29 protein-coding genes are annotated in these 25463 nt (G+C 31.7%); 14 read left to right on the top strand and 15 right to left on the bottom strand.

What is annotated here, in order from left to right; all coding sequences use genetic code 11:
* Positions 1 to 69: 69 nt before the first annotated feature.
* From FHK87_RS16895 to yaaA, 3 genes are all read right to left on the bottom strand, one after another.
* Positions 70 to 1416, bottom strand: a complete 1347-nt coding sequence (locus tag FHK87_RS16895; RefSeq protein WP_140594941.1) for a TRAP transporter large permease — start codon at positions 1414 to 1416, stop codon at positions 70 to 72.
* Between the two features lie 2 nt (positions 1417 to 1418).
* On the bottom strand, positions 1419 to 1919 hold the full coding sequence (locus FHK87_RS16890) for a TRAP transporter small permease subunit (protein WP_140594940.1): 501 nt from the start codon (positions 1917 to 1919) through the stop codon (positions 1419 to 1421).
* A 395-nt stretch (positions 1920 to 2314) separates the two neighbouring features.
* Positions 2315 to 3076 carry a peroxide stress protein YaaA gene (yaaA, locus tag FHK87_RS16885; protein ID WP_140594939.1) on the bottom strand — a complete coding sequence of 254 codons (762 nt, stop codon included), beginning with the start codon at positions 3074 to 3076 and terminating at the stop codon, positions 2315 to 2317.
* A 351-nt stretch (positions 3077 to 3427) separates the two neighbouring features.
* On the opposite strand from yaaA, the gene FHK87_RS16880 reads away from it, so the two are divergent.
* On the top strand, positions 3428 to 4801 hold the full coding sequence (locus FHK87_RS16880) for a glycoside hydrolase family 71/99-like protein (protein WP_140594938.1): 1374 nt from the start codon (positions 3428 to 3430) through the stop codon (positions 4799 to 4801).
* 91 nt (positions 4802 to 4892) lie between these two features.
* Here the strand turns inward: FHK87_RS16880 and FHK87_RS16875 are convergent, their stop codons facing one another.
* The 3 genes from FHK87_RS16875 to FHK87_RS16865 all read right to left on the bottom strand — a co-directional run bounded on the left by FHK87_RS16875 (position 4893) and on the right by FHK87_RS16865 (position 6843).
* Positions 4893 to 5084 (bottom strand): cold-shock protein, encoded by a 192-nt coding sequence (locus FHK87_RS16875; RefSeq protein WP_140594937.1) that lies wholly within the window; start codon positions 5082 to 5084, stop codon positions 4893 to 4895.
* 125 nt (positions 5085 to 5209) lie between these two features.
* On the bottom strand, positions 5210 to 6253 hold the full coding sequence (locus FHK87_RS16870) for an RluA family pseudouridine synthase (protein ID WP_140594936.1): 1044 nt from the start codon (positions 6251 to 6253) through the stop codon (positions 5210 to 5212).
* A gap of 5 nt (positions 6254 to 6258) precedes the next feature.
* Complete coding sequence (locus FHK87_RS16865; protein WP_140594935.1) at positions 6259 to 6843, bottom strand: PASTA domain-containing protein; 585 nt, start codon at positions 6841 to 6843, stop codon at positions 6259 to 6261.
* A gap of 174 nt (positions 6844 to 7017) precedes the next feature.
* Here FHK87_RS16865 and FHK87_RS16860 point away from each other — a divergent pair, with 174 nt between their 5' ends.
* The 6 genes from FHK87_RS16860 (at position 7018) to FHK87_RS16835 (ending at position 12505) form a co-directional block, all read left to right on the top strand.
* Positions 7018 to 8007 carry a D-alanine--D-alanine ligase gene (locus FHK87_RS16860; RefSeq protein ID WP_140594934.1) on the top strand — a complete coding sequence of 330 codons (990 nt, stop codon included), beginning with the start codon at positions 7018 to 7020 and terminating at the stop codon, positions 8005 to 8007.
* A gap of 39 nt (positions 8008 to 8046) precedes the next feature.
* Entirely contained in the window at positions 8047 to 8499 is a 453-nt protein-coding gene (gene coaD / locus FHK87_RS16855) for a pantetheine-phosphate adenylyltransferase (RefSeq protein ID WP_140594933.1), read from the top strand.
* 48 nt (positions 8500 to 8547) lie between these two features.
* Positions 8548 to 9372: a hypothetical protein gene (locus tag FHK87_RS16850; RefSeq protein WP_226294296.1), complete on the top strand. Its 825-nt coding sequence runs from the start codon at positions 8548 to 8550 to the stop codon at positions 9370 to 9372.
* A gap of 6 nt (positions 9373 to 9378) precedes the next feature.
* A complete protein-coding gene (locus FHK87_RS16845) occupies positions 9379 to 9768 on the top strand; it encodes a VOC family protein (RefSeq protein WP_140594932.1) in 390 nt (129 codons plus the stop codon).
* 142 nt (positions 9769 to 9910) lie between these two features.
* Positions 9911 to 11299 carry a DUF1800 domain-containing protein gene (locus tag FHK87_RS16840; RefSeq protein WP_140594931.1) on the top strand — a complete coding sequence of 463 codons (1389 nt, stop codon included), beginning with the start codon at positions 9911 to 9913 and terminating at the stop codon, positions 11297 to 11299.
* Positions 11300 to 11311: 12 nt separating this feature from the next.
* Positions 11312 to 12505, top strand: a complete 1194-nt coding sequence (locus FHK87_RS16835; protein WP_140594930.1) for a DUF1501 domain-containing protein — start codon at positions 11312 to 11314, stop codon at positions 12503 to 12505.
* Between the two features lie 128 nt (positions 12506 to 12633).
* Here FHK87_RS16835 and FHK87_RS16830 read toward each other — a convergent pair whose 3' ends face one another.
* Positions 12634 to 13008, bottom strand: a complete 375-nt coding sequence (locus FHK87_RS16830) for a hypothetical protein (protein ID WP_140594929.1) — start codon at positions 13006 to 13008, stop codon at positions 12634 to 12636.
* A 19-nt stretch (positions 13009 to 13027) separates the two neighbouring features.
* Positions 13028 to 13366, bottom strand: coding sequence for a roadblock/LC7 domain-containing protein (locus tag FHK87_RS16825; protein WP_140594928.1), 339 nt, complete (start codon positions 13364 to 13366; stop codon positions 13028 to 13030).
* Positions 13367 to 13566: 200 nt separating this feature from the next.
* Here FHK87_RS16825 and FHK87_RS16820 point away from each other — a divergent pair, with 200 nt between their 5' ends.
* From FHK87_RS16820 to FHK87_RS16810, 3 genes are all read left to right on the top strand, one after another.
* Complete coding sequence (locus tag FHK87_RS16820) at positions 13567 to 13866, top strand: hypothetical protein (protein ID WP_140594927.1); 300 nt, start codon at positions 13567 to 13569, stop codon at positions 13864 to 13866.
* Between the two features lie 233 nt (positions 13867 to 14099).
* Positions 14100 to 14807, top strand: a complete 708-nt coding sequence (locus FHK87_RS16815) for a helix-turn-helix transcriptional regulator (RefSeq protein WP_140594926.1) — start codon at positions 14100 to 14102, stop codon at positions 14805 to 14807.
* A 60-nt stretch (positions 14808 to 14867) separates the two neighbouring features.
* Positions 14868 to 15329, top strand: coding sequence for a GyrI-like domain-containing protein (locus tag FHK87_RS16810; protein WP_140594925.1), 462 nt, complete (start codon positions 14868 to 14870; stop codon positions 15327 to 15329).
* A gap of 101 nt (positions 15330 to 15430) precedes the next feature.
* Here FHK87_RS16810 and FHK87_RS16805 read toward each other — a convergent pair whose 3' ends face one another.
* Positions 15431 to 15811 (bottom strand): hypothetical protein, encoded by a 381-nt coding sequence (locus FHK87_RS16805; protein WP_140594924.1) that lies wholly within the window; start codon positions 15809 to 15811, stop codon positions 15431 to 15433.
* 217 nt (positions 15812 to 16028) lie between these two features.
* Here FHK87_RS16805 and FHK87_RS16800 point away from each other — a divergent pair, with 217 nt between their 5' ends.
* Complete coding sequence (locus FHK87_RS16800) at positions 16029 to 16850, top strand: class I SAM-dependent methyltransferase (protein WP_140594923.1); 822 nt, start codon at positions 16029 to 16031, stop codon at positions 16848 to 16850.
* On the opposite strand, the gene FHK87_RS16795 is transcribed toward FHK87_RS16800, so the two are convergent.
* The 4 genes from FHK87_RS16795 to FHK87_RS16780 are packed head-to-tail and all read right to left on the bottom strand — an operon-like array spanning position 16847 to position 21047.
* Positions 16847 to 17062 (bottom strand): hypothetical protein, encoded by a 216-nt coding sequence (locus FHK87_RS16795; RefSeq protein ID WP_140594922.1) that lies wholly within the window; start codon positions 17060 to 17062, stop codon positions 16847 to 16849. The two genes, FHK87_RS16800 and FHK87_RS16795, sit on opposite strands and share 4 nt — an antisense overlap.
* Positions 17059 to 18453 carry a radical SAM protein gene (locus tag FHK87_RS16790; RefSeq protein ID WP_140594921.1) on the bottom strand — a complete coding sequence of 465 codons (1395 nt, stop codon included), beginning with the start codon at positions 18451 to 18453 and terminating at the stop codon, positions 17059 to 17061. The genes FHK87_RS16795 and FHK87_RS16790 overlap by 4 nt, the downstream gene beginning before the upstream one ends.
* Positions 18425 to 19183, bottom strand: a complete 759-nt coding sequence (locus FHK87_RS16785; RefSeq protein WP_140594920.1) for a prolipoprotein diacylglyceryl transferase — start codon at positions 19181 to 19183, stop codon at positions 18425 to 18427. Before FHK87_RS16785 ends, FHK87_RS16790 begins: the two co-directional genes overlap by 29 nt.
* Before the next feature lie 22 nt (positions 19184 to 19205).
* On the bottom strand, positions 19206 to 21047 hold the full coding sequence (locus FHK87_RS16780) for a SulP family inorganic anion transporter (protein ID WP_140594919.1): 1842 nt from the start codon (positions 21045 to 21047) through the stop codon (positions 19206 to 19208).
* Between the two features lie 152 nt (positions 21048 to 21199).
* On the opposite strand from FHK87_RS16780, the gene FHK87_RS16775 reads away from it, so the two are divergent.
* Positions 21200 to 22945 (top strand): M14 family metallopeptidase, encoded by a 1746-nt coding sequence (locus tag FHK87_RS16775; protein ID WP_140594918.1) that lies wholly within the window; start codon positions 21200 to 21202, stop codon positions 22943 to 22945.
* A 91-nt stretch (positions 22946 to 23036) separates the two neighbouring features.
* Here the strand turns inward: FHK87_RS16775 and FHK87_RS16770 are convergent, their stop codons facing one another.
* Positions 23037 to 23645 carry an NUDIX hydrolase gene (locus FHK87_RS16770; protein WP_140594917.1) on the bottom strand — a complete coding sequence of 203 codons (609 nt, stop codon included), beginning with the start codon at positions 23643 to 23645 and terminating at the stop codon, positions 23037 to 23039.
* Positions 23646 to 23653: 8 nt separating this feature from the next.
* On the opposite strand from FHK87_RS16770, the gene pyrE reads away from it, so the two are divergent.
* Both pyrE and FHK87_RS16760 read left to right on the top strand, forming a co-directional pair.
* A complete protein-coding gene (gene pyrE / locus FHK87_RS16765) occupies positions 23654 to 24295 on the top strand; it encodes an orotate phosphoribosyltransferase (RefSeq protein WP_140594916.1) in 642 nt (213 codons plus the stop codon).
* A gap of 19 nt (positions 24296 to 24314) precedes the next feature.
* On the top strand, positions 24315 to 24707 hold the full coding sequence (locus FHK87_RS16760; protein ID WP_140594915.1) for an SRPBCC family protein: 393 nt from the start codon (positions 24315 to 24317) through the stop codon (positions 24705 to 24707).
* A gap of 6 nt (positions 24708 to 24713) precedes the next feature.
* Here the strand turns inward: FHK87_RS16760 and FHK87_RS16755 are convergent, their stop codons facing one another.
* Entirely contained in the window at positions 24714 to 25445 is a 732-nt protein-coding gene (locus FHK87_RS16755) for a biotin--[acetyl-CoA-carboxylase] ligase (protein WP_140594914.1), read from the bottom strand.
* Positions 25446 to 25463: the final 18 nt, after the last annotated feature.

The raw sequence follows: 25463 nt of genomic DNA, 5'->3' as shown, positions 1-25463 counted from the left end.
TTGGACATTTATTTGTTAATTTCTTAAATTCTATTCAATGTATTCTTTACTACAGTCTAAAAGATTTTTCTATTTACTTATAAAAATTATCTCAGGGAAGAAAACTACTATTCCAACAATAATCAATTGAATACATATAAATGGAATAATCCCTCGATATATCTGACTTGTTTTTACATTTTCTGGTGCAACACCTTTCAAATAAAACAATGCAAATCCAAAAGGTGGAGTTAAAAAAGAAGTTTGCAAATTAAGTGCAATCAGAACTCCAACCCACAGCATATTCATATCCAAGGCATTAAAAATTGGTGTTACTACAGGAACTATTATAAATACAATCTCTATAAAATCTATAAAAAATCCAGCGATGAAAATTACGATCATCACTAGCAGAAGAAACATTAATGGAGAAAGATTAGACGATATTATTAATTCTTGTAAGTACGAATCTCCTCCCAGAGTTCTAAATACCAAAGTAAAAGTAGTTGCTCCTAATAAAATAAAAAACACCATAGTGGTTAACCGTGTTGTCTCTTGCGCTACATCTTTTAAAATACGGAAAGAAAACTTATTTTGAATTATGGTAAGTATCGTAGCGCCAATAGCACCAATAGCAGAAGCTTCTGTAGGAGACGCTAATCCTGTAAATATTGACCCCAGCACTAACAAAATCAATAATACCGGCAGAAATAATACTTTAAGAATTTTAAAAATAAAATTATCTCCTTTGAAAGCTGCAATTTCTTCTGCAGGAATACTTGGGGCATCATCTTTATGAATCGATGATTTGATAAGAATATAAACAATATATAAACCAACTAAAATAAGCCCCGGTAATAATGCCGCAGAAAATAAAGCACCTACATCTACTGATGCAGATCCACGAGAAGAACTATTTATAGTGTCTGCCAATAAAACCAACACAATAGAAGGTGGTATAATTTGTCCTAAAGTTCCCGAAGAAGCAATAACCCCGGTTGCCAGTTCTGTTTTATATCCTCTTTTTAACATGGTAGGAAGGCTTATCAACCCCATAGTTACTACAGTTGCCCCTACTATCCCAGTTGAAGCAGCCAGTAATGCCCCTACAATAACGACTGAAATAGCAAGCCCTCCTCTTACTCTACCAAACATCATTGCCATTGTCTCTAGCAGATCTTGGGCTAAACCTGATTTTTCGAGCATAATCCCCATAAAAATAAATAAAGGAACAGCCATCAGCACATAATTATTTACAACTCCCATAATTCTTGATGGAAGCAAATAAAATGTAGACATCTGAAACTGCTCAGGGGCGAAAATAGATACTCCAAAAGCAAAAGCTACTGAAATACCTCCTAATGTAAAAGCCACAGGGTATCCTCTAAGAATGAGAATAAATATGATAACAAATAATATAATAGCTAGATATTCCATTCTTATTTTTTGGTAATAATAGTTTGTAAAGATTTCAAAATATGGGATACTCCCTGTAGAAGTAAAAGAGTAAATCCTAATGTAACACAAAATTTAAGCACATATAAAGCCGGCAAGCCTCCCGGTTGTGGAGAACTCTCTTTTATCATAAATGACGCTAAACCGTAGTACCAAGAAGATACAATAACAACGTAACACCAGGGTATTAATAAACATATACCTCCTAAAAAATTCACCCAAGCTTTTCCTTTTTCTGAGAGTTTTGTGTAAAAAACATCTACTCTAACATGTTTTTCATATTTGAATGTATACCCAGATGCTAGTAAAAATAACATCCCAAACAAATATACCTCCAGCTCAATCATCCAAACATAAGTAAACTTGAATATGTGCCTCACAACAACATCTATACCTATAATAATAGCTAATAAAACTGAAATCCAACTCACAAAGGCTCCTGCTTTTTCACTTAGCCAATCTAAAAATCTAATTATTTTTTGCATTTTTTGATCTTATTATAAATAGTAATCTTGGAGACAACTAAGATGATGAGTTTACTGATTTCTTTATTAGTAATTTAACTATTTACAAATTAAAAATAACAAATATTACAGTTTTTTCTTACTCCCATAATTAAGCATTTTTATTTGTGATATAAATTGGTATCAGATTATGAATTCTAATTTCAAAAGGCTACCTTCATAAAAACATTTAAAAATCTTGTATTAACTATTGATTAGATATTTTTTGTGTTAATTTTTTACGAAAATAATTACAAATATTAATATATGCAAATATTTACATATAACGATCACCTTTTTAGTCGATCGACTAAATTGTTATCAAATAAAAAATCCTGCTATGAAAGCAGGATTTTTATTATTATTTACTGTTTAATTTATCTCACAAAAACCAATTCATTTGATTTTGTTGTAAATTCTTCACTAAAACCATATCCTTCATAATCAAAACCTTTTAGATCATCTATTGTTTTAGCATTTGTATCTATAATGTAGCGAACCATCATTCCTCTAGCTTTTTTTGCATAAAAACTAATCACTTTTAATTTGTCTCCTTTCCAATCTTTGAACTGAGGTGTAATCACCGGAACTTTTAATGCTTTTGCATCGACGGCGTTAAAATACTCATTACTGGCAAGATTGATAAAAAGTTCATGATCACCTAATTCATCATTAAGTTCTTTTGTAACTGTTTTTTTCCAAAATTCATATAAGTTATTATTCCGTCCAACCTTGAGTTTTGTTCCCATTTCCAGTCGATAAGGTTGCATAAGATCAAGAGGTTTTAGAACCCCATATAAACCTGATAATATTCTAAGCGTAGTTTGAAGTTTTTCTAATTTTTCTTCAGGAATCGAGTATGCATCTAATCCTGTATACACATCTCCATTGAATGCATAAACAGCAGGTCTTGCATTTTCGGAAGTAAAAGGCAAACTCCATTCTTGATTTCTTTGCCAATTAAGCTCTGCAAGCTTATCACTTATACTCATCAATTCAGAAAGCACTTTTGGTGACTTCTTTTGTAATACAGTGTTCAATTTTTCTGCCTCTTTTAAAAAAGAAGGTTGAGTATATGTTTTGGTTGGTAATGTAGTATCAAAATCCAAAGATTTAGCTGGAGATATAACGATTTTCATATTAATTACTTTTTGTTCTTCAAAAATACAATAGCATATGGATAATTAAAATCTATATCTGTATTTCTTATCTATTGAAGCATCAGTTATCCCTATATATCGACATTAGTATTATACTTGTTCTTTCCAACAAATGTTAAAGAAATCTCAAAAAAACTTTCTTATACTAAAGTTTTTATATATTTTTAACATCAATAACGTAGCACATCGAGGGATTCCCCTCAATTTTCGTCAAAATGTGTGGATGTTGTTTCATTTTATTTTGCAACATTCTCTTTGTGCACAAATTCTCTTGTTTATTGGCATTCTCAATCAATTATTGATAATAACCAACTTAATTTTTTTGACGAAATGCTACAGAACAAAGTCCCGATTATTTTTATCGTCGCGATTATTTCTTTCCTGTTTTCATGTGAGAGGGAAGAATTAGTTTTGCCCGATACAAGAGAAACTTCAGAACAATTTGAAAAATATATTGTTCAAGACACAACTTACACAGACGAGGAATTATCAGAATTACTTGATGAAGAGTGGGAATTAATATCTAATGAAAAAAAAGGTTTTTTTACTGATATTTCTCATATGGATATTACAAAAGAAAACCCTAAAAAAGTCTATGTTCACTACATGCCATGGTTTCAAAATAAGTCTTTTGATGGCTACTGGGGTCAACATTGGACAATGAATTCTCAAAATCCTGAAATTATTGATAATGAAGGAAAAAGGCAAATAGCTTCTTATTATTACCCGACGATAGGACCATACTCTTCAAATGATCCAGATCTTCATGAATACCATTTATTATTAATGAAATTATCTGGAATCGACGGAGTAATATTTGACTGGTATGGTAGTAAAGATCTTTATGATTATGGAATGATCAAAAAGTCTACAGAAACATTTATTCACACTCTCGAGGATCTAGGATTAACATTTTCTATCATGTATGAAGATAGAGCCGCAGCACATGCTGTAGCACAATCACTTTCTTCAAGAACAATTGAAGCTGCCCAAGAAGATTTTGAATATATCAACGAACAATATTTTTCTAGCCCCAATTACATGAAGTTTAATGATAAAAATATGCTGTTTGTATTTGGCCCTCATTATCTCACAGAAGAATCGCAATGGGATCAAATATTTAGTATTTTACCTCCTGAAAATAAACCTGACTTTTTGACTTTGTGGGCTGCTAGTGATCGTGTTGGACTGAATGCCTCTGGAGAGTTTTTGTGGGTAGATAAGGATCATCTGTTAGCTCATGAACATTATTACGGCACTAATCTTTTACAAAATAAAATTACTGTAGGTTCTTCTTACCCGGGATTCAAAAGTTTTTATCAAGAAGGAGGTTGGACAGAAGGTATCAATGAATGGGAAATCAATACCGACAATGGAAATACTTTTGTAGAAACATTAAATTATACACATCATGAACAATCAGACTTTATACAAATCATTACCTGGAATGATTTTGGAGAAGGTACAATGATTGAGCCTACTCTAGAGTTTGGTTTTATGTATCTTCAGATTCTTCAATCTTATACAGGTGTAGAATTCACCTCAAATGACCTACAAATTGCTTTAGATTTATACAGAGCAAGAAAGAAATATGATAATAATGAAAAAGTAACAAAATATTTAAACCGAACCTATAAGTATATAAAACTACTCAAATTAAAACGTGCTAATAAATTATTAGTCGCTATAAATAGATTTTTTTAAGAGTACTATTTACTCTTTTTTAAAAAATATAATTTTTTGCATAAAAAAAGCCTGTCTAATATAGACAGGCTGTGTAAAAAATAAGATGTATTTATAATACTTTCACGTTTACCGCGTTCATTCCTTTTTTACCTTCTTTCAGGTCAAACTCTACCTCATCTCCTTCACGAATTTCATCGATAAGCCCTGAAATGTGTACAAAATGATCTTTGTTTGTTCCTTCTTCTGTTATGAATCCAAATCCTTTGGAGTCATTAAAAAATTTTACTGTTCCTTTATTCATTATTAAATATTAAAACACGAAGGTAAGATTATTTAATTAGTAATCCCTATTTATTTCAGAATAAAGTTTTTAGTAACCTTTATTTAATGGAATAGAAATATCTTAATAATATAAAAATTACGGCTTTATAATAATTGATTTTTGGTATAATTTCTCCAACGTTCAATACACTGTTGCATATCCTCAGGTATTGTACTTTCAAAGTGCATTTGTTGTTTTGTAATCGGGTGTTCAAACCCAAGAGTACGGGCATGCAAAGCTTGTCTAGGTAATATTTTGAAACAGTTTTCTACAAATTGTTTGTATTTGGTAAAAGTTGTTCCTTTCAAGATTTTTTCACCGCCATATCTTTCATCGTTAAACAACGTGTGACCCACATATTTCATATGTACTCTGATTTGATGTGTTCTACCTGTTTCTAATTTACACGATACAAGAGTTACATATCCTAATCGTTCAATAACTTTATAATGAGTAACAGCTGGTTTTCCTTTAAACTCTTCATCACCCTCAAAAACTGTATTTTGTAATCTATTTTTAGGATGTCGACCTATATTTCCTTCAATAGTACCTTCATCTTCTTCAATATTCCCCCATACAATAGCCAAATATTCCCTTTCACTTGTTTTATCAAAAAATTGCTTTGCCAAATGTGTCATAGCTTCTTCTGTTTTTGCTATAACCAAAAGCCCACTAGTATCCTTATCTATTCGATGCACAAGGCCCGGACGATCACTACTATTATTAGGCAAATTGTCAAAATGATAAATCAAAGCATTGATAAGTGTTCCCGAATAATTACCATGACCGGGGTGTACAACCATTCCTGCGGGTTTATTAACAACTAGCAAAACATCGTCTTCATACACTATATCGAGTGGTATATTTTCTGGCGTTAGTAAATTTTCGTAAGGTGGATGAGAAAATAAAACTTTTACAACATCATTAGGTTTGACTTTATGATTTGATTTTACTGCTACGTCATTTACGAATACACTACCTGCTTTTGCAGCTTGTTGTATCTTATTTCGTGTAGCATTTTCTACAAAATTCATCAAAAATTTATCTACTCGCAATGGAACTTGACCTGCACCAGCGACAAAACGATAATGCTCATATAGATCATCTTCGTTTGCATCAAAATCGTTTGTATTTAAATGATCTTCCAAAAAAATTAGTTAGAAAGGTTTATTGTATTTCCTTCTCCATCTCCTAATACCAAATCAATAGCAGAAGTTTTCATGATTTTGGTACCGGGTTTTAGTTTTTTGCCTTTATGCCAAATTTCTAGCACCATATCTTTTGCAATATTAGGTTGATAGGTAATTTTTCCAATCTTAAAACCAAGTGCTATTAATTTAGGCTCTGCTTGTCTTCTTGTTTTTTGTACTACATTAGGAACTTCGACCTTACGATACCCCGATGGATTAAGAGTAACATAGATCTTACGGTTTTCTTTTACTTCACTACCAGCCAGAGGATTTTGCTCTATAACCGAAAATTTAGGATAGTCAGGGTTAAAACTTGCAGAGTCCTGTATCTCGTATCTTAATTTTTTTTCTTCAAGTATTTGTGCTACTTCGTCTAAGTTTTTCTTACTTAGACTAGGTACGACTATTCTTTGATCATGATTAGTAGTACTCTCAAGCCACTGTAGTGTTACATATGATAAAATAACAACCATCGCAATTGCTATAACCAGTTGGATCAAGAATATTTTACTATAAATAAACCTGAAAAGATCCTTAAAGAATTTCATTTATATATTGTTGTTTAATGACAAGATAACGTTTTGCATTTTGATTATTTTTTATAAATACAACTACATACTTATCTAATTATGCTTATAATTTGAACAAATATATAAAAACGGAAAGTTTTACGCTTTTCTTATTAGATAAATGATATTTTTGTTTGTAAAATCTTACTAAAAATGAAAAAAAATATCGCTGTCCTTGTGGGAGGATATTCTAGTGAATTTGATATTTCCATTCAAAGTGGAAATGTAGTATACAAACATTTAGATAGAGAATTTTACACTCCTTATCTCGTACATATCACAGATAATCGCTGGTTTCATATAGATAATTCAGAAAAAAAACACAGTATAGATAAAAATGATTTTTCGTTAACAATAAACGGAAACAAAATTATTTTTGATGCAGCATTCAATACCATTCATGGTACACCTGGAGAAGATGGGTTATTACAAGCATATTTTGAACTTGTTGATATTCCGCAAACAGCTTGTGATTTTTATCAGGCTACACTTACTTTTAACAAACGTGATTGTATTAGTACATTAAAACCTTATGGGATTCCTACTGCTACCAATTACTTTTTGAACAAAGGTGATGTGATAAATAATAAAGCTATTATCGATACCGTAGGGTTGCCTTGTTTTGTAAAAGCAAATAAAGCCGGAAGCAGTTATGGTGTTTCCAAAGTTAATCAAGAAGAAGAGCTTCTACCTGCCATAGAACATGCTTATAAAGAAGATGACGAAATCATTATCGAATCTTTTTTAAGTGGTACAGAAGTGTCTGTTGGGGTTATTCAGCACAATGGAAAAGACATTGTTTTACCTATAACTGAGATCGTTTCTGAGAATGATTTTTTTGATTATGAAGCTAAGTATGAAGGGAAATCACAAGAAATAACTCCTGCTCGACTTTCTAAAAAAGATACTGAAAAAGTTGAAAATTTAGCATTAAAAGTGTATAAAACTCTTAAAATGAAAGGTTTTTCTAGAAGTGAATATATTTTTCATAATGGAGAACCACATTTTATTGAAATGAATACTACACCAGGACTCAGTGAGGCAAGCATCTTACCTCAACAAGCTATCGCATATGGCATAACGCTAAAAGAATTATTCTCTGGTGCTATAGAAGCTTGTATGATAAAAAAGAAAAGTACGTAATTTAAATTATATTTGTACATACACCAATCAAAACCAGTCATGAGAAGAGCTGTTTTTCCCGGATCATTTGATCCTATAACTTTAGGACACTATGATATTATTGCGCGAGGCCTAACACTATTTGACGAAATTATTCTCGCTATCGGAGTCAATTCAGAAAAAAAATATATGTTCTCGCTCGAGCAACGAAAAAACTTTATCGAAGAAGCATTCAAGGATGAGCCTAAAATAAAAGTTATGACTTACAAAGGATTAACTGTTGATTTTTGCAAGCAACAAAAAGCCAATTTTATACTTAGAGGGTTAAGAAATCCTGCTGATTTTGAATTTGAAAAAGCTATCGCACATACCAATAGAAAAATGTCAGAAATTGAAACCGTTTTTCTATTGACCTCATCTGGTAAAAGTTACATATCTTCTTCTATTGTTAGAGATGTAATAAGACACGGTGGAGATTATACAGGACTAGTACCCGACACTGTACGTATATAATATCTCTATAAATATTCCGTTAAGAAAACCTAAATCAATCTACTTATTATGAAAAAACAAACTCAACCTATTTTATTTATAATACTTATGCTATTATTTGTATCTACTCCTTTACTCAATTCTTGTAGTGATGATGATTCTGATCCTCAAGAAGAAACAGGCGGAGATACAGATACCGACGACACCGATACAGATACCGACACTGATACCGACACCGACACCGACACTGATACTGATACAGGCAATAATCAATGTGAAGGCAAAAACAATCTCATTTATCAAGAAAAAGATGGTCTTGTCGTTGTAGAATTCGAAAGCATCAAAGAAGCAAATGGATGGACTGTAGAAAGAGATGTCGATGGATTTTTGGGAACAGACTATATTATTTGGAAAGGAGATCAATTTTTAGGTAATCCTGGTAATGGTCTTCTTACATTCAAGATCCAAATTACCAATCCAGGAACTTATCAATTCTTATGGCGATCTAGATTCAATAAAGGTAATCAAGGGTCTGAGCATAATGACTCCTGGTTACGTTTTGATGATGCCGATCAGTTTTTTGGTCAAAAAAATACAAGCATCGTATACCCTGCCGATAGAGGAAAAACTCCTACACCAAGAGGAAGTAGTAAAGACGGATGGTTTAAGATTTACAGAAGCGGAAACGAATCTTGGAAATGGCAATCAAAAACAAGTGATAATGATGCTCACGACATTTTTGTTGTTTTTGATAATCCAGGAACTTATCTAATGGAAGTATCTGCTCGTTCTACTTATCATGCATTAGACAGATTTGTTTTGTTTAACGAAAGTGTTTCTAAACAAGATGCAACAAAAGACGATGCCGAACTAAGTCAAATCTCATGTGAGTAATTGAAAATGGAACGAAGTATAGGCGCTATCACTTTGATGATTGACAATTATGATAAGGCTATTGCTTATTATGTTGATAAACTCAACTTCGTTCTCATTAAGGATATAAGACTTGATCAGCACAAAAGATGGGTAGTTATTGCTCCTTTGGAAAATGCCGCTACTCAAATTATATTAACTGAAACTAATAATAAAAAGCAAACAGAGGCTGTTGGTAATCAAACTGGTGGCCCTGTTTTTTTATTTTTAAATACCGATGATTTCTGGAGAGATTACAACCAAATGAAATCTAAAAATGTAATTTTTTTAGAAGAACCTAGAAATGAAGCATACGGTATTGTAGTTGTTTTTGAAGACCTTTATGGAAATAAATGGGATTTGATACAACACAAATAGTATTTCTTTTACCATATTCGATTCCAAATTATCAATTCATTAACGATATATAAAAAATCTTAACACAAGATTTAAAAAAAAGGTATCATAAGGATTAAACTTTTTACGTTTTTTATAGTCCAACCTATAAATCCCGCTTATTATGGTAGCTTCTTTAACAGATAAACAAATACAGCACTTGTACTGGAGAGCTGGTTTTGGCATCACTCCAAAAGAATTAAAAAAGGTACAATCTTATTCTAAAAAGAAACTCATAGATCATCTTTTTGAGCAAAGTAATGCAGTCAAACCACTGTATGTGGATTTAGGTATCCTGAAAAAAAATCCTGAACAGCTTACAAAGGACGAAAAAAAGGAATTTAGAAAATTACAAAACCAAAAAGTACTCGAAATGAATACACTTTGGTTCCAGCAAATGCAAAAAACAGAAGGAATTTTGCGAGAAAAAATGACTCTTTTTTTTCAGAACCACTTTTCTGTTCGATTGAGAATGCCACAAATTATGCTGCATTTTCATAATACAATTAGGAAACATGCATTAGGTAATTTTGGCGAAATGCTTATGGAAGTTTCTAAATCTCCTGCAATGATTAGATATCTTAATAATAGACAAAATCGTAAAGGAAGTCCCAACGAGAATTTTGCTCGCGAAGTAATGGAGTTGTTTACACTGGGGCGTGATAATAAATATACAGAAACAGATATAAAAGAAGCTGCAAGAGCATTTACAGGGTGGGATTTTGACAAACAATTTGAGTTTGTATTTCGCAAAAACAGACACGATACTGGTGTAAAAACTGTATTAGGCAAAACAGGAAACTTCAATGGAGAAGATATTATCACAATACTTCTCAAAGAACAACAAACAGCCAATTATATTACCGAAAAAATATATAGATTTATTGTTAATGATTCACCCGATCCCAAAAATATCAAAACATTAGCAAAGGCTTTTTATGAATCCAACTATGATATAGAAAGCTTATTGCGAGATATTTTTATGAGTAAATGGTTTTATGACCAAAAAAATATTGGTGTAAAAATTAAATCTCCTGTGGATCTTATCACGGGACTTGGCAGGCAATTTAATACAACATACGAGAAACCAAAAGCGCTATTTTTTATACAGCGAAAACTTAACCAAATGCTATTTTATCCCCCAAATGTAGCCGGTTGGCCGGGGGGACGATACTGGGTTGACAGCTCTACTTTGATGATACGATTAAAATTAGGTTCGATTATTCTTAATAATGGAGTTATAGATATTGACATTAAAGATGATATGCCTGAAAATAGAATGATTCAAAAAAAATCAAAAAAAACAGGCCTTGCAAAACGAATAAGAGCAACCGGCGATTGGAATGCATTTTTACCACATCTAAACAATACTAACAAAAAAGATTTAGTTGATTTTTTAATACAGCCTCAACTATCTGAAACAGCTCAAAAAATTATAGCAGCATCAAAAAACGATAATACCCAAGAATTTATTGTAGAATTACTAAGCTTACCTGAATACCAGCTTTGTTAAAAACCTAATACTATGAAACGTAGAGACTTCTTAAAACAATCAGTATTTGCTTCTGGTATTACATTAGTTCCCTCCTTTTTGAAAGGTATGGAATTTTTAACCCCAGAACAATTATCCGGATACCGTAATGTAATTATCATTCAACTTTCTGGTGGTAATGATGGACTTAATTCTATAATTCCCATTAGTAATGATATTTATCACAGCGTAAGACCTGTCTTAGCAAAAAAGAAGGAAGAAACACTCAAGATTACAGACGATTTAGCTTTTAACGACAGTTTAAAACCTATAAAATCACTATACGATAAAGGTGAAGTATGCATTGTAAACAATGTAGGATACCCTAACCCCAACAGATCTCATTTTAGGAGTACTGACATATGGCAAACTGCAAGTGGATCAGACCAATACCTAACTACCGGATGGATTGGCAGATATCTAGATGCAAATTGTCAAAACCCCTACGAAGCGATAGAAGTAGACAAAGCACTCTCTCTGACCTTAAAAGGAAAAAAAATGAATGGTATAGCGGTATCTAATCCTAATCTTTTGTACCAAAGCACAAGAGAACCTTTCTTCAAGGATATCGCTGTAAATGCTCAAAAAGAGATGCTTGATGAAGACAATCAAGGATATCTCTACAAAACTATGCTAGAGACGTATTCTTCTGCCTCATATATTTATGAAACATCAAAGATTTACACAACAAATACCGAATATCCAAATACAGCATTTGGTAACAATCTAAAGGGAATTGCTAATTTTATTATTTCAGGATTAAAATCCAGAGTTTTTTATAGCTCTCTTGGTGGATTTGATAGTCATGTTAATCAAATGAATACTCAAGACAGATTATTAAAGATTTATGCAGAAGGTATCGGTGCTCTTGTAGAAGACCTCAAAAAAAATAATCGATTTAAGGATACACTCATTCTTACTTTTTCAGAATTTGGAAGACGAGTAAAGCAAAATGCAAGTAGAGGCACAGATCATGGTACTGCAAATAATGTATTGTTAATTGGGGGGAGCCTAAAAAAACAAGGAGTCTACAATGAACTTCCAAATCTCGCTGATTTGGACAAAAGTGGAGATCTTAAATACACGGTAGATTTTAGAAGCATATACGCTACCATTCTTGGAAATTGGTTACAAGTAAATGACAAAACAGTTCTAAATAATAATTTCAAAAAATTAGATTTTATTTAAAAAAATAAAATTAAAAAAGCCTTGTATTTAATACAAGGCTTTTAATTCATTTACATCTTGGTTTGTTTTCTTATAAACAGATTTTCACAAAAAGTGTTGTACTAAATGCAAATAACAATTGGTAGGTGTTACATATTTGAAACTACATCTTTTTTATACTTTTTCAAAAGAGCTCTAGTCATTCCAAGATTTGCATTTGAAGTATCTACAGCGAGATAAATAAAATATTCACCATTTTCAGATACATCAATAATATGTATTTGATCTGTTAGCGTAATGATGATATCTTGTATTTTAGAACTTAATCCCAAAGCATCAATAGCCTTGTACTTTGCTTTTACAACCTCTAGGTTATAAGCAGAGGCTATCTCAGGATCAAAATCATCTTTATTAGAATGAGATACGTAGCATACGCCTGTACTAACTTCAGTTACAGATACGGCTACATACCCGGGAACATTAGATTTAATATCCTCAGTAAATTGATTTAAAAAGTTTGACATGATAAATATAGATTTAAAGTTAAATAGTAGTTTTTAATGAATTCATCTTTTTTAAGAAGAGGCCTAATTTTGAATGATCTTTGCATAATGCAATAACTATATGATCTGATTGTATTCTATTTGCAACCCAAAAACCATCTGATGTTTTTGCCATAAGCTGCTCTAAAGATCCAATATTCAAATCCTCTGACAAATCTTTACACATAGTAAATGCCATTCCAGTCATTGCCGCTATATTATCTTCAAAATCAATGTTTGCAGAATCAATCAAATTCCCATTGATATCTGCGACTATAACTGCTTCGGAGCCAACAAATTCAATTATTTTTTCTAGCATTAAGGGGCTTTGTGAAATCATAAATTAATGTTTAAAATATTATTGGTATGGTCGGTTATCTCTTTTGATAATATATATTTGTTTCCCTTTTAGATTCCTTTACCAAACTAAAATATACATTTTAAGTTAAAATATGAGGTTATGTATTTTTTTAACATTTCATTATACAGAATATTCTTATTTTTTATATTTTTACAATAGACAATCAACACCATAATCCTTTGAAAAATTTAATCGAATTAAAGATAGAACTTGATCATCGAAAAAGAGAATTTGATTCTTATAGAATATCTAATGGCAAAGTCTCTAAGCTGAAAAACTTTATTACTGAAGAAACTATTGATGACACAAAAACTCAAAATTACATTGCAGATAACATATTAGAAATCGATAAAAGCAAAGGTAATATTGAAGATACCGAAGGCTCATCCAACGCAGGAGAAGATAATATAAAAGCTACAAAACCTTATAGTGAAAAAATCAAAGGAGGCTTTTTTGGGAAAAGGAGAAGTAGATTTTAATACTTTTTATCTTTTTACGCATTCTTTAATACAATAGCTTTTTCTTATAATCGAAAACACGATTACATGTATTACACTAGTATATTTATAAGCTGTTCAAATGCAAAAAAAAACGGATGTTCGGACACTCCTATTAAAGCTTTCTCTAAAAAAATATCAAAAAACACCTAGCATTTAATTTTATTGGGCTTTAATATTAATTTAGAACTGTTGCTAAACATACACACGATTACATGGGCACAGAGAAACCAAGACTTTCACGTTTAACCGCTATTCTAACTCAATTACAATCCAAAAGAATTCTCACTGCACGAGAAATAGCAGAAAAGCACGATATCAGTATTCGAACAGTTTACCGAGATATTAGAGCATTAGAGAGTTCTGGAGTTCCTATAATCACAGAAGAGGGCAAAGGTTACTCTTTGATGGAAGGTTTTACACTTCCACCCGTAATGTTTACCGAAGATGAAGCCAATGCTTTAATTACCGCAGAACAGCTTGTATTGAAAAATAAAGATAATTCTTTTGTTGAGCATTATAAAAATGCAATTCTAAAAATGAAAGCTGTATTACGATACACACAAAAAGAAAAAACCGAATTGCTGGCAGAACGAGTTGTTTTTAGAAACAATACTCAAAATGAAAAAACTAGTAATTACTTAATGACATTACAGTCTGCTATCACCAATTTCTACCTAGTAGAAATCAAATATTATTCCTTACAAAATCAAGCTACTACAAGAATACTAGAACCATTTGCACTTTATAGCACTCAGGACAATTGGATCCTCATAGCTTTTTGTCGTTTACGTAAAAACTTTAGAGCATTTAGGCTAGACAGAATACAAGAGCTAAAGAGTTTACACAAACAATTTGAGCCTCATTCAATAACACTGCAAGAGTATTTTGAAGAATGTGCTAAAAATAGTTTTAACCCCTGACATACATCTGTCACCTCCCCTATCTAATTTTGTTTTCGTACAAATCAAAAAAATAAAATTATGATAACAAAAAAGTTAGACTCTTTCAAAGTAATTGGTATCGCTATACGAACTACCAACGAAAATAATCAGGCAGCAAAAGATATCCCTGCACTTTGGAACACATTTATGTCACAAGAAATTATTTCTAAGATCCCTAATAAAGTTGACGAAAGCATTTACGCCATCTACACAGAGTACGAAAGCGACTACACAAAACCGTATACTACAATATTAGGATGTAAAGTTGAACATACAGATGTTGTACCAGAAGGTATGGTAACAACTACTATACAACATGGTAATTACTCAGAATTTGTTGCTACAGGCGATCTCTATCAAAACGTTGTCGTACATGAATGGCAAAAAATATGGAATGATACATCTTTGGACAGAACTTATAAAACAGATTTTGAAATTTATGGCCCCGAAGCAAAAGATCATTCTAATGCAAAAGTTCCTATTTATGTAGGTATACAATAAATCATAGGTGATTAAATATTATATAAAAAAACAATACAGCCTTAACAATTATATCTCATTTTAAGGCTGTATTTATAATATCATATAATTTCAAGAATTATTTATATTACAAGATGATCTTTACATATAACCTTATCTTGATTATAAATAAAAAGTCTAGCTACAATAGTATCATCTTTGTCAGAATTTAAAGACAATTCTGTTAAATGTTTATTTTCATTCCCATTTAAGCCAAATCTACCTTTTTGATTGCTTCTAGAAAGATTTTCTTCGGTATCAATTTTCACAACTGATAACCGATAATACAAATCTTGAACAGAGATATTACCCTTATTTGTAACAATACCGGTTATAGAAAGAACCCCTTCTTCATGATTTGTTTTAATTTTTGCAATAATCTTGTTGTTTGAAATGGATTGTCCTGAAATAGAATTAAAAAACAATAAAAAAACAATCCCCAATGTCGTACTAATACCCCCCATAAGTAAAACTTTTTGTGTTGAAATTGAATAAATCTTAAATAAATTGATCGTGATCAGAATAAATTCCCCAATTTAATTTTTATTATGATTATAAACCTGATCATTTTTACAAATATCATTCAAAATGAATTAATTATCACATAAACTTTAAAAAAAGAATAATTATTGACTGTTTTTTAAAAAAAATAATACATTTATAATATCTAAATGACTAATCATGCAAGTACACGAAACTGCTTTTATTATATCAACATATAGATCTTATCACGAAGAAATAAGTCAAGATTTCTATTCAAAACTATGGAACAATGATGCTACCGAAGCTTTAATTCCAGAAATTCTAGAATCTGTATCTCAAGATGAGGCTGTTTTACATAGCTTGAGGAATCGTTTTTTTTATGAGCAATTATCTACTTTTTTCAAAAAAAATAATGGTGGTACTCTAATCAATTTTGGATCAGGATTCAGCATGTATCAATTTGCTTTAGACAAAAATGTAACTACAATAGAAATTGATAAAAAAGATATCATCACTTACAAAAAAGAAAAAGTAGAATATTGGACTAAACTTGGCAAACTTCCGGATCGGGACATACAATACATTTCTATAGACTTTAATACTTGTTCTGTTGAAGAGGTTACCAACATCATAAAACCCTTAGTAAAGAAACAACCTACTTTTATACTACTAGAAGGAGTACTTTTTTTTCTAAACAAAGAGACTTCTCTCAAATTATTTCGAATTTTTAATACACTTCAAAATAAAGGTGATAGGATTGGTAGCGTAAGCTATTTGCCAGAAATTGAAAATACAGAAGTATACAAACGGCTGTTACATTATTTTGACAGCAATAATGACACCAATGATAGCTTTAATCATCAAACAATACCTAATTCATTTTATGGCAAAATAAAAGAGTACACCCTAAAAAATCATATTGATGAGTTTGAACTTGCCAAGATATATGCTAAAGAGCACAGCATCATAAGCAAAGACCATATCTTAAATGAGAATATGTATGTATTAGAAAAGCTTTAAAATCCCATCAGCATGGCTCCACAAATTCCTAAACCTACCACCAAATATACGCCAGAAAGTATCAGCAGTATCTTTCCGATTTTACGATAATTGGTAAAAAACAAAATCAACCCAATAATAGCAATAAGTATTGGTGGACCTAATAAAATCAAAAGTATCAAATATACAATTCCGGCATAATTACCTTCTAAAAACAATAAATTTGGTATCATATGGTTTCCTTTCTTAATTGTTCTAAATATTCTTTTTTATCATCTCTATAAAATAAGTTCATAGTTTCAAAAGGAATAATCTTATAATCTTTATCTACTATATGCACACATGATTTTTTAATTGCACGCACATCAAAATTGTACGCGTCTATAAATTGCATGATAATAATTCTAAATAAATTATCGTACCCTAAGTCAGGTGCTTCGATCTCCGGCAGACAACACATAATCGATTTTAGATTTTCTGAAGCGGTTTCAACAGAATTTCCTGTGCTAAATAATTCGAGAACCTTACCATGCAATTCATGATCTTGTTCATAAACAATGGTATTCTTTCCATTATCCAATAAATCTGCCGGATTAATATAGCGAGTAAGTGGCAAAATACCATTCTCATTTTTTAATGCATACCCCATAACCAAAGCATCTGGATTACAAGGAACAGGAATTAAATCATCAGCCTCAAAAACCGGGAATTGCTCTAAAATTTTTCTTCTAACTTCCGTAAGCGTAATTCTATCGGTTTGAGTATCAAAATCTTCTAATCTACCTGCTATTTGTGTAGGTTGAAAAGTTACTCCTCTCACACATCTTTGCTTAGTAGCAAATGTAATAATGTCTCCCATTTGATCATCATTAAGCCCTTTTTCCAAGGTAACTACAAGGGTAGTCGAGAGGTTAAATTGATTAAGATTTGCTATGGCTTGTTTTCTTACTTTAGTCAGATCTTCGCCCCTTAATTTTTGTAAAACATTTGCCTGCAAAGAGTCAAATTGAAGATAAATTTCAAAATCAGGCATATATCTTGCTAATTGTTCCGTAAATTTAATATCCTTCGCAATACGAATCCCATTTGTATTAACCATAAGGTGTCTAATAGGTAATTGTTTTGCATAATCTAAAATTTCAAAAAACTGAGGATGTACAGTGGGCTCTCCTCCACTGATTTGAACAACATCAGGTTCTTTTTCATTCTCAACAATAGTATCCAACATTTTCTTTATTTCATCCAAAGTACGGTGTCTCCCGTAATGTGGAGAAGAAGATGCATAACAGGTGGGACAAGTAAGGTTACAACGATCAGTAACTTCTATTATAGTTAGACATGAATGTTGTTCATGATCAGGACACAATCCACAATCATAAGGACATCCATAATCTGTAGTTGTATTAAATTTGTACGGAAACTCTGAAGGTTTATTGTAATTTCTTATGTTTTTATAATATTCTATATCATCAGCAATCAGAACTTTAGATCGCCCATGATCAGGGCACCTCTTCAGCATATACACCTTTCCTTCTTCAAAAACAATTTTTGCATCAACCCGTTTCAGGCAAGTTGGACACAAGCTAAGTGTATGATCATAATAAGTGTAATTTCTTGTAGGCATAAAGTATATTTCGTATAATTTTCCAATAATAAATAAAACACAAAATACATAAAAACTGAATACTACTTAATCCAAATGTTAAAAAAGTATTGGGTTTAATAAATTCTATCAGAAAACGAAATAAAAAGTATGTGATCATAAAATACTTAAATAACATACCATTCTCAAGTGTACCCTTTCTTTGAAGAAACCTTAAAAACACCCACAAAAAAAGTAAAAAAACAACTTCGAATAATGTTATAGGATATCGTAATATCCCATCCCCCAAATCCATTCCTAAAAAAGAAGTGGTTTCTTTACCATAAGTAAACTCTTTGACTCCGGAAAAAAAGCAACCGATTCTACCGATCATAATCCCTAATATGATTGGAAATGTGAATAGATCTCCGGAAGAGTGTTTTTCTTTTATAATTTTTTTTGCGAATTCAACTCCAAGTAGTCCTCCAAAGAGTCCTCCCATAATCGTTTTTGAATTGAGAATGGATAAAAGATATTCTGGACCGGAAGCAAAAACAGGATGCTCTAAAAATCCGAAAATTCTTGATCCTAAAAAAGCACCAAATACAGCTCCAATTATAATCGACAAACGATTAGAACTTGTGATCACGTCGCGGGTACGTTTTTTGAGATATACATAATAGCGAAACCCTATAAAAAAAGCTGCATATTCTAAAATCAAATGAATATTCATTTTTATTCCAAAAACTACAGGTTCAAAAGGAATATTCATATTTCTTAGTTTACTACTTTTTTTACTCCATCACTTTAGCCATAACATGATATCTGGGATCATCTACGTCATGCTCAATGACACTTGCCAATTTTGGTGATGCTTTGATCATTAATACCTGACATTCTTCACTAAGGTGTTTTACTTTTACTTTTTTACCTACTTCTTCGTATTTTCCTACCAAATTAAAGATTGCCTCTAGTGCAGAATGATCGCTTACTCTTGATTCTATAAAATCAATTTCTACATTATCGGGATCATTTGCTATATCAAATTTACTATTAAACTCTTGAATACTTCCAAAGAAAAGAGGTCCCCATATTTCATATACTTTGGTACCATCTTCTTTGATATGTTTTCTGGCTCGAATACGTTTTGCATTTTCCCAAGCGAATACCAAGGCAGACATAATTACTCCTGAGATTACGGCTACTGCTAAATCGAAAACAACTGTTAATCCTGAAACCATAATAAGTACAATAGCATCTGCCAAAGGAATTTTTGACAAAATTCTAAAACTAGACCAGGCAAATGTACCTATTACCACCATAAACATAACACCTACCAATGCTGCAATAGGTACTTGTTCTATCAACTGTGATCCAAATAATATAAAAAGTAATAATGTTACTGCGGCAACTATGCCGGATAGACGTGTTCGCCCTCCCCCTTTAATATTAATAATAGATTGACCAATCATAGCACAACCACCCATACCACCAAAAAGTCCTGTAATGATATTTGCTCCACCTTGCGCAAGGCATTCGCGATTAGAGTTTCCTCTAGTCTCTGTTAACTCGTCAACAAGATTTAAGGTCATCAAGGATTCGATCAACCCAATAGCTGCTAATATAAGTGCATAAGGTCCTATAAATTTTAATGTTTCCCAGGTCATTGGGATCCTAGAAAATATATTCATTTGAAATTGTGGCAACCCGCCTTTAAGACCTTCTCCTCCTCCGTCTTTAATAAAACTACCTACAGTAGATACATCTAATTTCCCAAATATCACGATTGCAGACACTACTAATATCGCTAACAATGCTTCTGGTAATTTATTTGTTAGTTTTGGCAATCCCCACATAATCAACATTGTCAATAAAACCAAACCTAGCATTAGCAAAAGCTCATTGGTAGCTATCCAAGACTTTTCTTTCCCTTTCTTTGTAATACTATAGATGATATTTTTCTCAAAATTAAAAACTACCTCTTTTGATTCCAGATCATATACTTGATCGTCATGAATTATATATCTTCCTTCTTTAGTATCTAAATCCGTGAATCTATTGTCTTCAATACCGAATATTGCTTGCCCTGTAAATATATCATAGACCATATTATCCTCTCGAACTTCAAATTTTTTATCAACAGAGGCCGTTACATATTTATCATTACCAAAGAGATCTTTTACCCCTTCTTTAAACATTCCTAACTGAGATAGAAAAATAACAATTGCTAGTCCATTTACAAATCCCATCATAACAGGATGTGGTATCAAACGCACAAATTTACCTAGTTTAAAAACACCAGCCAGCATTTGGATAATTCCCATGAGAATCACTGTTACAAAAAGATAGTACAACCCTAATCCTTCTTCCGGGCTTCCCATTTCATTACCTTCTGCTACCAGATGCACCATTACTACAGCTAATGCACCTGTTGCTCCAGAGATCATTCCTGGTCTTCCTCCAAAAATAGAAGTAATCAGTCCAATCATAAAAGCAGCATATAATCCTACTAAAGGATCTACTCCTGCTACAAAAGCAAATGCTACTGCTTCTGGCACCAAAGCTAATGCTACTGTTAATCCTGATAAAATATCGTTCTTAGCATTAGCAACTCTCTTTTGAACAAATTCTGTCATGATAGTGGTTTTTTTAAAGGGTGCAAAAATAAGCTTATTTTACAGGCAAACAAGTAAAATGACATGATATGTAAATATTGTGTTAAACTAAAACGTTATAGGAGATTTTACATTTCAAAATCTTAGTATATTTAGCCTTTACATTAATCAATATGCAAAAATACATACTCATTATCAGTTTTTTATGTTTTATTTCCTGTACCCAAACTAAAAAAAACAATATTCCTGACTACAATTTTGTAATTCCTTTTGAAAAAAGCGAAGGTACTAAAACCTCAACATACGAAGAAACCATTGCGTTTTATCAACATCTAGCACAGACATTTGATGCAATCGATATAAAAGATATAGGGATCACAGATAGTGGTTTACCTTTGCATATTGTTACATTAAACCCTGATCAAGAGTTTGATTTTGATCAAATAAGAGCAAACAAAAGGATCATATTAATCAATAATGGTATCCATCCCGGAGAGAGCGATGGAATAGATGCCACTATGATGCTCTTTAGAGATATTGTACAGAAAAAAATCAAAGTACCGACACAAACTACTCTAGTCACTATACCTATATACAATATTGGTGGAGCATTAAATAGAAACTCAAGTACCCGCACAAATCAAAATGGCCCGGCAGCATATGGTTTTCGAGGAAACTCACGCAATTATGATTTGAATCGGGATTTTATAAAAAACGACACCAAAAATGCTCAAACTTTTGCAAAGATTTTTCACCTTGTAAAACCAGATGTTTTTATTGATAATCATGTAAGCAATGGAGCAGACTATCAATACACACTTACTCACTTACTCACACAACATAATAAACTTGGTGGTAAGTTGGGAAAGTACTTAAATAGTGAACTACGCCCTCAATTAGAAACATCTCTACAAAATAAGGATTGGGATATTACGCCTTATGTGAACGTATGGGGTACAACACCCGACGAAGGATGGAGTCAATTTATAGACACACCTCGATATTCTACAGGATACACAACATTATGGAATACATTGGGATTGATGGTAGAAACTCATATGCTAAAACCTTACAAAAAAAGAGTAACCGGCACTTATGAACTCTTAAAATCTATGATCGATGTTGTGGAGAAAGACGGTACAAAGATTAGAACATTAAGAAATAATGCTTTTGCATCTCAAGCTGCTTCTGAAACCTATCCTATACAATGGAAAATTGATACAACACGGGTTTCTAAGTTTAAATTTAAAGGATTTGAAGGAAACATTATTGATAGCAAAATCACTGGTGCAAAACGATTAAAATACAATCAAAATGCTCCTTTTGTAAAAGAAGTAAATTATCAAAATTATTGTATTTCTTCAAAGGCAATTACTGTTCCCAAGGCTTATGTGATCCCAAAAGGATGGTGGAATATTATTACGATGCTAAAGCAGAATGATATTGAATTTTCTTTGCTAAAAAATGATTCTACAATTACTGTAGAGACCTACAAAATAGAAGAGTACAAGACTCGAAATGCTCCTTTTGAAGGACATTATTTACATTATGATGTAACCTTAAGTAAGAAAAATGATAAAATTACTTTTAAGAAAGGAGACATTATTGTTCCAACAGATCAAGAAGGTTTTAGATACTTAATTGAAGTTTTAGAACCAGAAGCTGTCGATTCGTTTTTTAATTGGAACTTTTTTGATACTATTTTACAACAAAAAGAAGGTTTTTCTCCATATGTATGGGAAGACAAAGCACTAGAGTTGTTGAATAAAAATACTGAGTTAAAATCAAAATTTGAACAAAAGAAAAAAGATACTGCTTTTGCTAATAATTGGTATGCGCAACTTGGTTGGATACACAAACAATCAGATCATTATGAAAAAGCACATTTAAGATACCCTGTTTTTAGAATTTTGAAATAAAAAGCCTTGATGCAAAGTCTATGAGGTATTTGCAGAGAACTGATTTTTGATCTCAATCATCGAATAAGTTCAAAAAGGTTTACATAAAGAATTAAGATAAATAATCGTAAGGAAATAATTGCCTAATATTTGCATACGAATCTAACAATGCTTTTTTAGCTTTCCTTTTATTTTTCCATTTTACTTTGGTTATCCCCTCATTTGTCTGAGGTATCAACTCTCCATCGTAATCTGTTGTCATTTCGAACCAATACGTGACTTTTAATCTAAATTCTCCATTACGTTTAAAAACATGATATGTTCTATAGAGAAATTTTGTAATTTCTAAACCTTTAACACCTGTTTCTTCTTCTACCTCTCTTATTGCAGCAGTTTCCATGTCTTCTTTTTTTTCTGCTTTACCTTTAGGCAAATCCCATTTACCATTACGACGAATAAATAATATCTGCTTATTTGCATTATATACTTTTCCGCCTCCTGCAATCACAACCGGTAATTTAGTATACAAATGTTCAAGAAGCTTTTCTTCAGTTTTACTGTACAAGTGATATTTTGCCTCTTCATTTTTAGACTCTTTTTGTAAAATATCTCTTATAATCATGGGAAAGTCAACTTCCTTTACAGAAATAGTCTCATACCCTTCTATAGTCTTTTTTGTAGACAGAATAATAGGTGTATTATTCACAAAAACTTTATACATTTGCAACTATGATTTTTGATAAAGATACAGCAAAAAAGACTGCTGAATTACTGCTGCAAATTAATGCAATTAAATTACAACCGCAAGAACCTTTTACATGGGCATCAGGTTGGAAATCTCCAATTTATTGTGATAACCGTATTACGCTTTCTTTTCCAGAAGTAAGAAATTTTCTTAGTAAACATCTTTCTGATTTTATACAGAAAGAATATGGAAAACCAGATGTTATTGCAGGAGTAGCAACCGGAGCAATTGGTATAGGTATGTTGGTTGCACAACAATTAAATTTGCCATTTATCTATGTCAGGCCAGAAGCTAAAAAACATGGTAGAAAAAATCAAATCGAAGGTATCGTTCCTACAAAAAAAAATGTAGTTGTTGTTGAAGATTTGATAAGTACAGGTAAAAGTAGCCTCAACGCTGTAAAAGCCTTGAAAGAATCAGATGCTAATGTAAAAGGCATGGTGGCTATCTTCAATTACGGTTTTGATATTGCTGTAGAAAATTTTGAAAACGAAAATCTTTCACTTCACACGCTCAGTAATTACGAAAATCTTTTAGAACAAGCTCTAGATACCGATTATATAACTAAAGATCAACAGCAAACACTACAAACCTGGAGGATTAATCCTGCAGAGTGGAATAAATAAATAATTTTTAAAAAGCACTATGAATTTAGAAAGCCCTACTGTTACAGTTAATAAAACGGCGCAAGATGTATTTGATTTTTTAACCAAAGTTGAAAACTTTGAGCAACTCATGCCAGAAAGCAAACAAAAGTTTGAAAAAATAAATGATTCAAGATTTCTTTTTCAATTAAAAGGAATGCCAGAATTAGTTCTTGAACAAAAAGATAGTACTGCTCCTAATAAAGTTGTTTTAGGCGGAGCTAGTGAAAAGCTTCCTTTTACTTTGACTGCTGATATTGATGATACAGAAGGAGGAAAAAGTACTACAAAGCTTACATTTGACGGACAATTCAATGCAATGATGGCGATGATGATCAAAAATCCCATCCAAAATTTTATAAATACACTAAGTGAGAATATTTCAAAAATATAACTCTTTTTAGTAGAGCAGTTTAATTTCTTTTAAATCAAAATCTGAGATGATTTCGTCTTCTAAAAGTACTTGAAGTTTTCCTTCATTTGTAATTGCTTGAATAATCCCAACAAAAGAATCACCTTCTATATCCAAAAATGTAGAAGGTTTATTTTTTCTAAAAAGTAAATCTTCATATTGTTTTTTTATCGTATCAAAATTAGAAGTTGTTAATCCTTCAAACCTACATTCTAAGTTTATTAAAATAGTTTGCAAGATTTCTTCGATTTCAAAATGTTTTCCCAGTATTTGTTTTAGAGAACCTGCTTGTGGAAGATTGTTAAAAGTAGTTTGATTTACATTAAGACCAATACCCACAATAACACCAATCAAACTGCCATTCTTTACTACATTTTCTATCAAAATACCACAAATTTTCTGTCGATCTGACAGAATGTCGTTTGGCCATTTTATGGATAATTTAGGGACGACAAAAGCATTAAGTGCATCATAAACCGCTAGCGATGTAGCAATAGAAATAAAAAATTGATGATTTAATTCTATCCCATTTATCTTCATAAACACACTACATGTAAGGTTTTCGCCCGGATTACTTTGCCATGTTGTACCCATCTGGCCTTTTCCGGCGAGTTGTTCTTTTGCCATTACACACACAGGATCAGCAAAATTCTTTTCTCTAATCAGGTCTCTTAAAAAAGTATTTGTAGACGCAATGGCATCAACTTTGATAATATGCATTATATTAGGTGTAAAAGT

It is taken from the genome of Aquimarina algicola, assembly GCF_006443095.1.
Classification (GTDB): domain Bacteria; phylum Bacteroidota; class Bacteroidia; order Flavobacteriales; family Flavobacteriaceae; genus Aquimarina; species Aquimarina algicola.
The sequence above is the reverse complement of the archived record's forward strand: the minus strand, read 5'-3'. Positions and strand labels throughout refer to the sequence as shown.

Coding starts and splice junctions, on each gene's coding strand:
- FHK87_RS16895 (WP_140594941.1), bottom strand. CDS start 1,416: ATGGAATATCTAGCTATTATATTATTTGTTATCATATTTATTCTCATT.
- FHK87_RS16890 (WP_140594940.1), bottom strand. CDS start 1,919: ATGCAAAAAATAATTAGATTTTTAGATTGGCTAAGTGAAAAAGCAGGA.
- yaaA (WP_140594939.1), bottom strand. CDS start 3,076: ATGAAAATCGTTATATCTCCAGCTAAATCTTTGGATTTTGATACTACA.
- FHK87_RS16880 (WP_140594938.1), top strand. CDS start 3,428: ATGCTACAGAACAAAGTCCCGATTATTTTTATCGTCGCGATTATTTCT.
- FHK87_RS16875 (WP_140594937.1), bottom strand. CDS start 5,084: ATGAATAAAGGAACAGTAAAATTTTTTAATGACTCCAAAGGATTTGGA.
- FHK87_RS16865 (WP_140594935.1), bottom strand. CDS start 6,843: ATGAAATTCTTTAAGGATCTTTTCAGGTTTATTTATAGTAAAATATTC.
- FHK87_RS16860 (WP_140594934.1), top strand. CDS start 7,018: ATGAAAAAAAATATCGCTGTCCTTGTGGGAGGATATTCTAGTGAATTT.
- coaD (WP_140594933.1), top strand. CDS start 8,047: ATGAGAAGAGCTGTTTTTCCCGGATCATTTGATCCTATAACTTTAGGA.
- FHK87_RS16850 (WP_226294296.1), top strand. CDS start 8,548: ATGAAAAAACAAACTCAACCTATTTTATTTATAATACTTATGCTATTA.
- FHK87_RS16845 (WP_140594932.1), top strand. CDS start 9,379: ATGGAACGAAGTATAGGCGCTATCACTTTGATGATTGACAATTATGAT.
- FHK87_RS16840 (WP_140594931.1), top strand. CDS start 9,911: ATGGTAGCTTCTTTAACAGATAAACAAATACAGCACTTGTACTGGAGA.
- FHK87_RS16835 (WP_140594930.1), top strand. CDS start 11,312: ATGAAACGTAGAGACTTCTTAAAACAATCAGTATTTGCTTCTGGTATT.
- FHK87_RS16830 (WP_140594929.1), bottom strand. CDS start 13,008: ATGTCAAACTTTTTAAATCAATTTACTGAGGATATTAAATCTAATGTT.
- FHK87_RS16825 (WP_140594928.1), bottom strand. CDS start 13,366: ATGATTTCACAAAGCCCCTTAATGCTAGAAAAAATAATTGAATTTGTT.
- FHK87_RS16815 (WP_140594926.1), top strand. CDS start 14,100: ATGGGCACAGAGAAACCAAGACTTTCACGTTTAACCGCTATTCTAACT.
- FHK87_RS16810 (WP_140594925.1), top strand. CDS start 14,868: ATGATAACAAAAAAGTTAGACTCTTTCAAAGTAATTGGTATCGCTATA.
- FHK87_RS16805 (WP_140594924.1), bottom strand. CDS start 15,811: ATGGGGGGTATTAGTACGACATTGGGGATTGTTTTTTTATTGTTTTTT.
- FHK87_RS16800 (WP_140594923.1), top strand. CDS start 16,029: ATGCAAGTACACGAAACTGCTTTTATTATATCAACATATAGATCTTAT.
- FHK87_RS16795 (WP_140594922.1), bottom strand. CDS start 17,062: ATGATACCAAATTTATTGTTTTTAGAAGGTAATTATGCCGGAATTGTA.
- FHK87_RS16790 (WP_140594921.1), bottom strand. CDS start 18,453: ATGCCTACAAGAAATTACACTTATTATGATCATACACTTAGCTTGTGT.
- FHK87_RS16785 (WP_140594920.1), bottom strand. CDS start 19,183: ATGAATATTCCTTTTGAACCTGTAGTTTTTGGAATAAAAATGAATATT.
- FHK87_RS16780 (WP_140594919.1), bottom strand. CDS start 21,047: ATGACAGAATTTGTTCAAAAGAGAGTTGCTAATGCTAAGAACGATATT.
- FHK87_RS16775 (WP_140594918.1), top strand. CDS start 21,200: ATGCAAAAATACATACTCATTATCAGTTTTTTATGTTTTATTTCCTGT.
- FHK87_RS16770 (WP_140594917.1), bottom strand. CDS start 23,645: ATGTATAAAGTTTTTGTGAATAATACACCTATTATTCTGTCTACAAAA.
- pyrE (WP_140594916.1), top strand. CDS start 23,654: ATGATTTTTGATAAAGATACAGCAAAAAAGACTGCTGAATTACTGCTG.
- FHK87_RS16760 (WP_140594915.1), top strand. CDS start 24,315: ATGAATTTAGAAAGCCCTACTGTTACAGTTAATAAAACGGCGCAAGAT.
- FHK87_RS16755 (WP_140594914.1), bottom strand. CDS start 25,445: ATGCATATTATCAAAGTTGATGCCATTGCGTCTACAAATACTTTTTTA.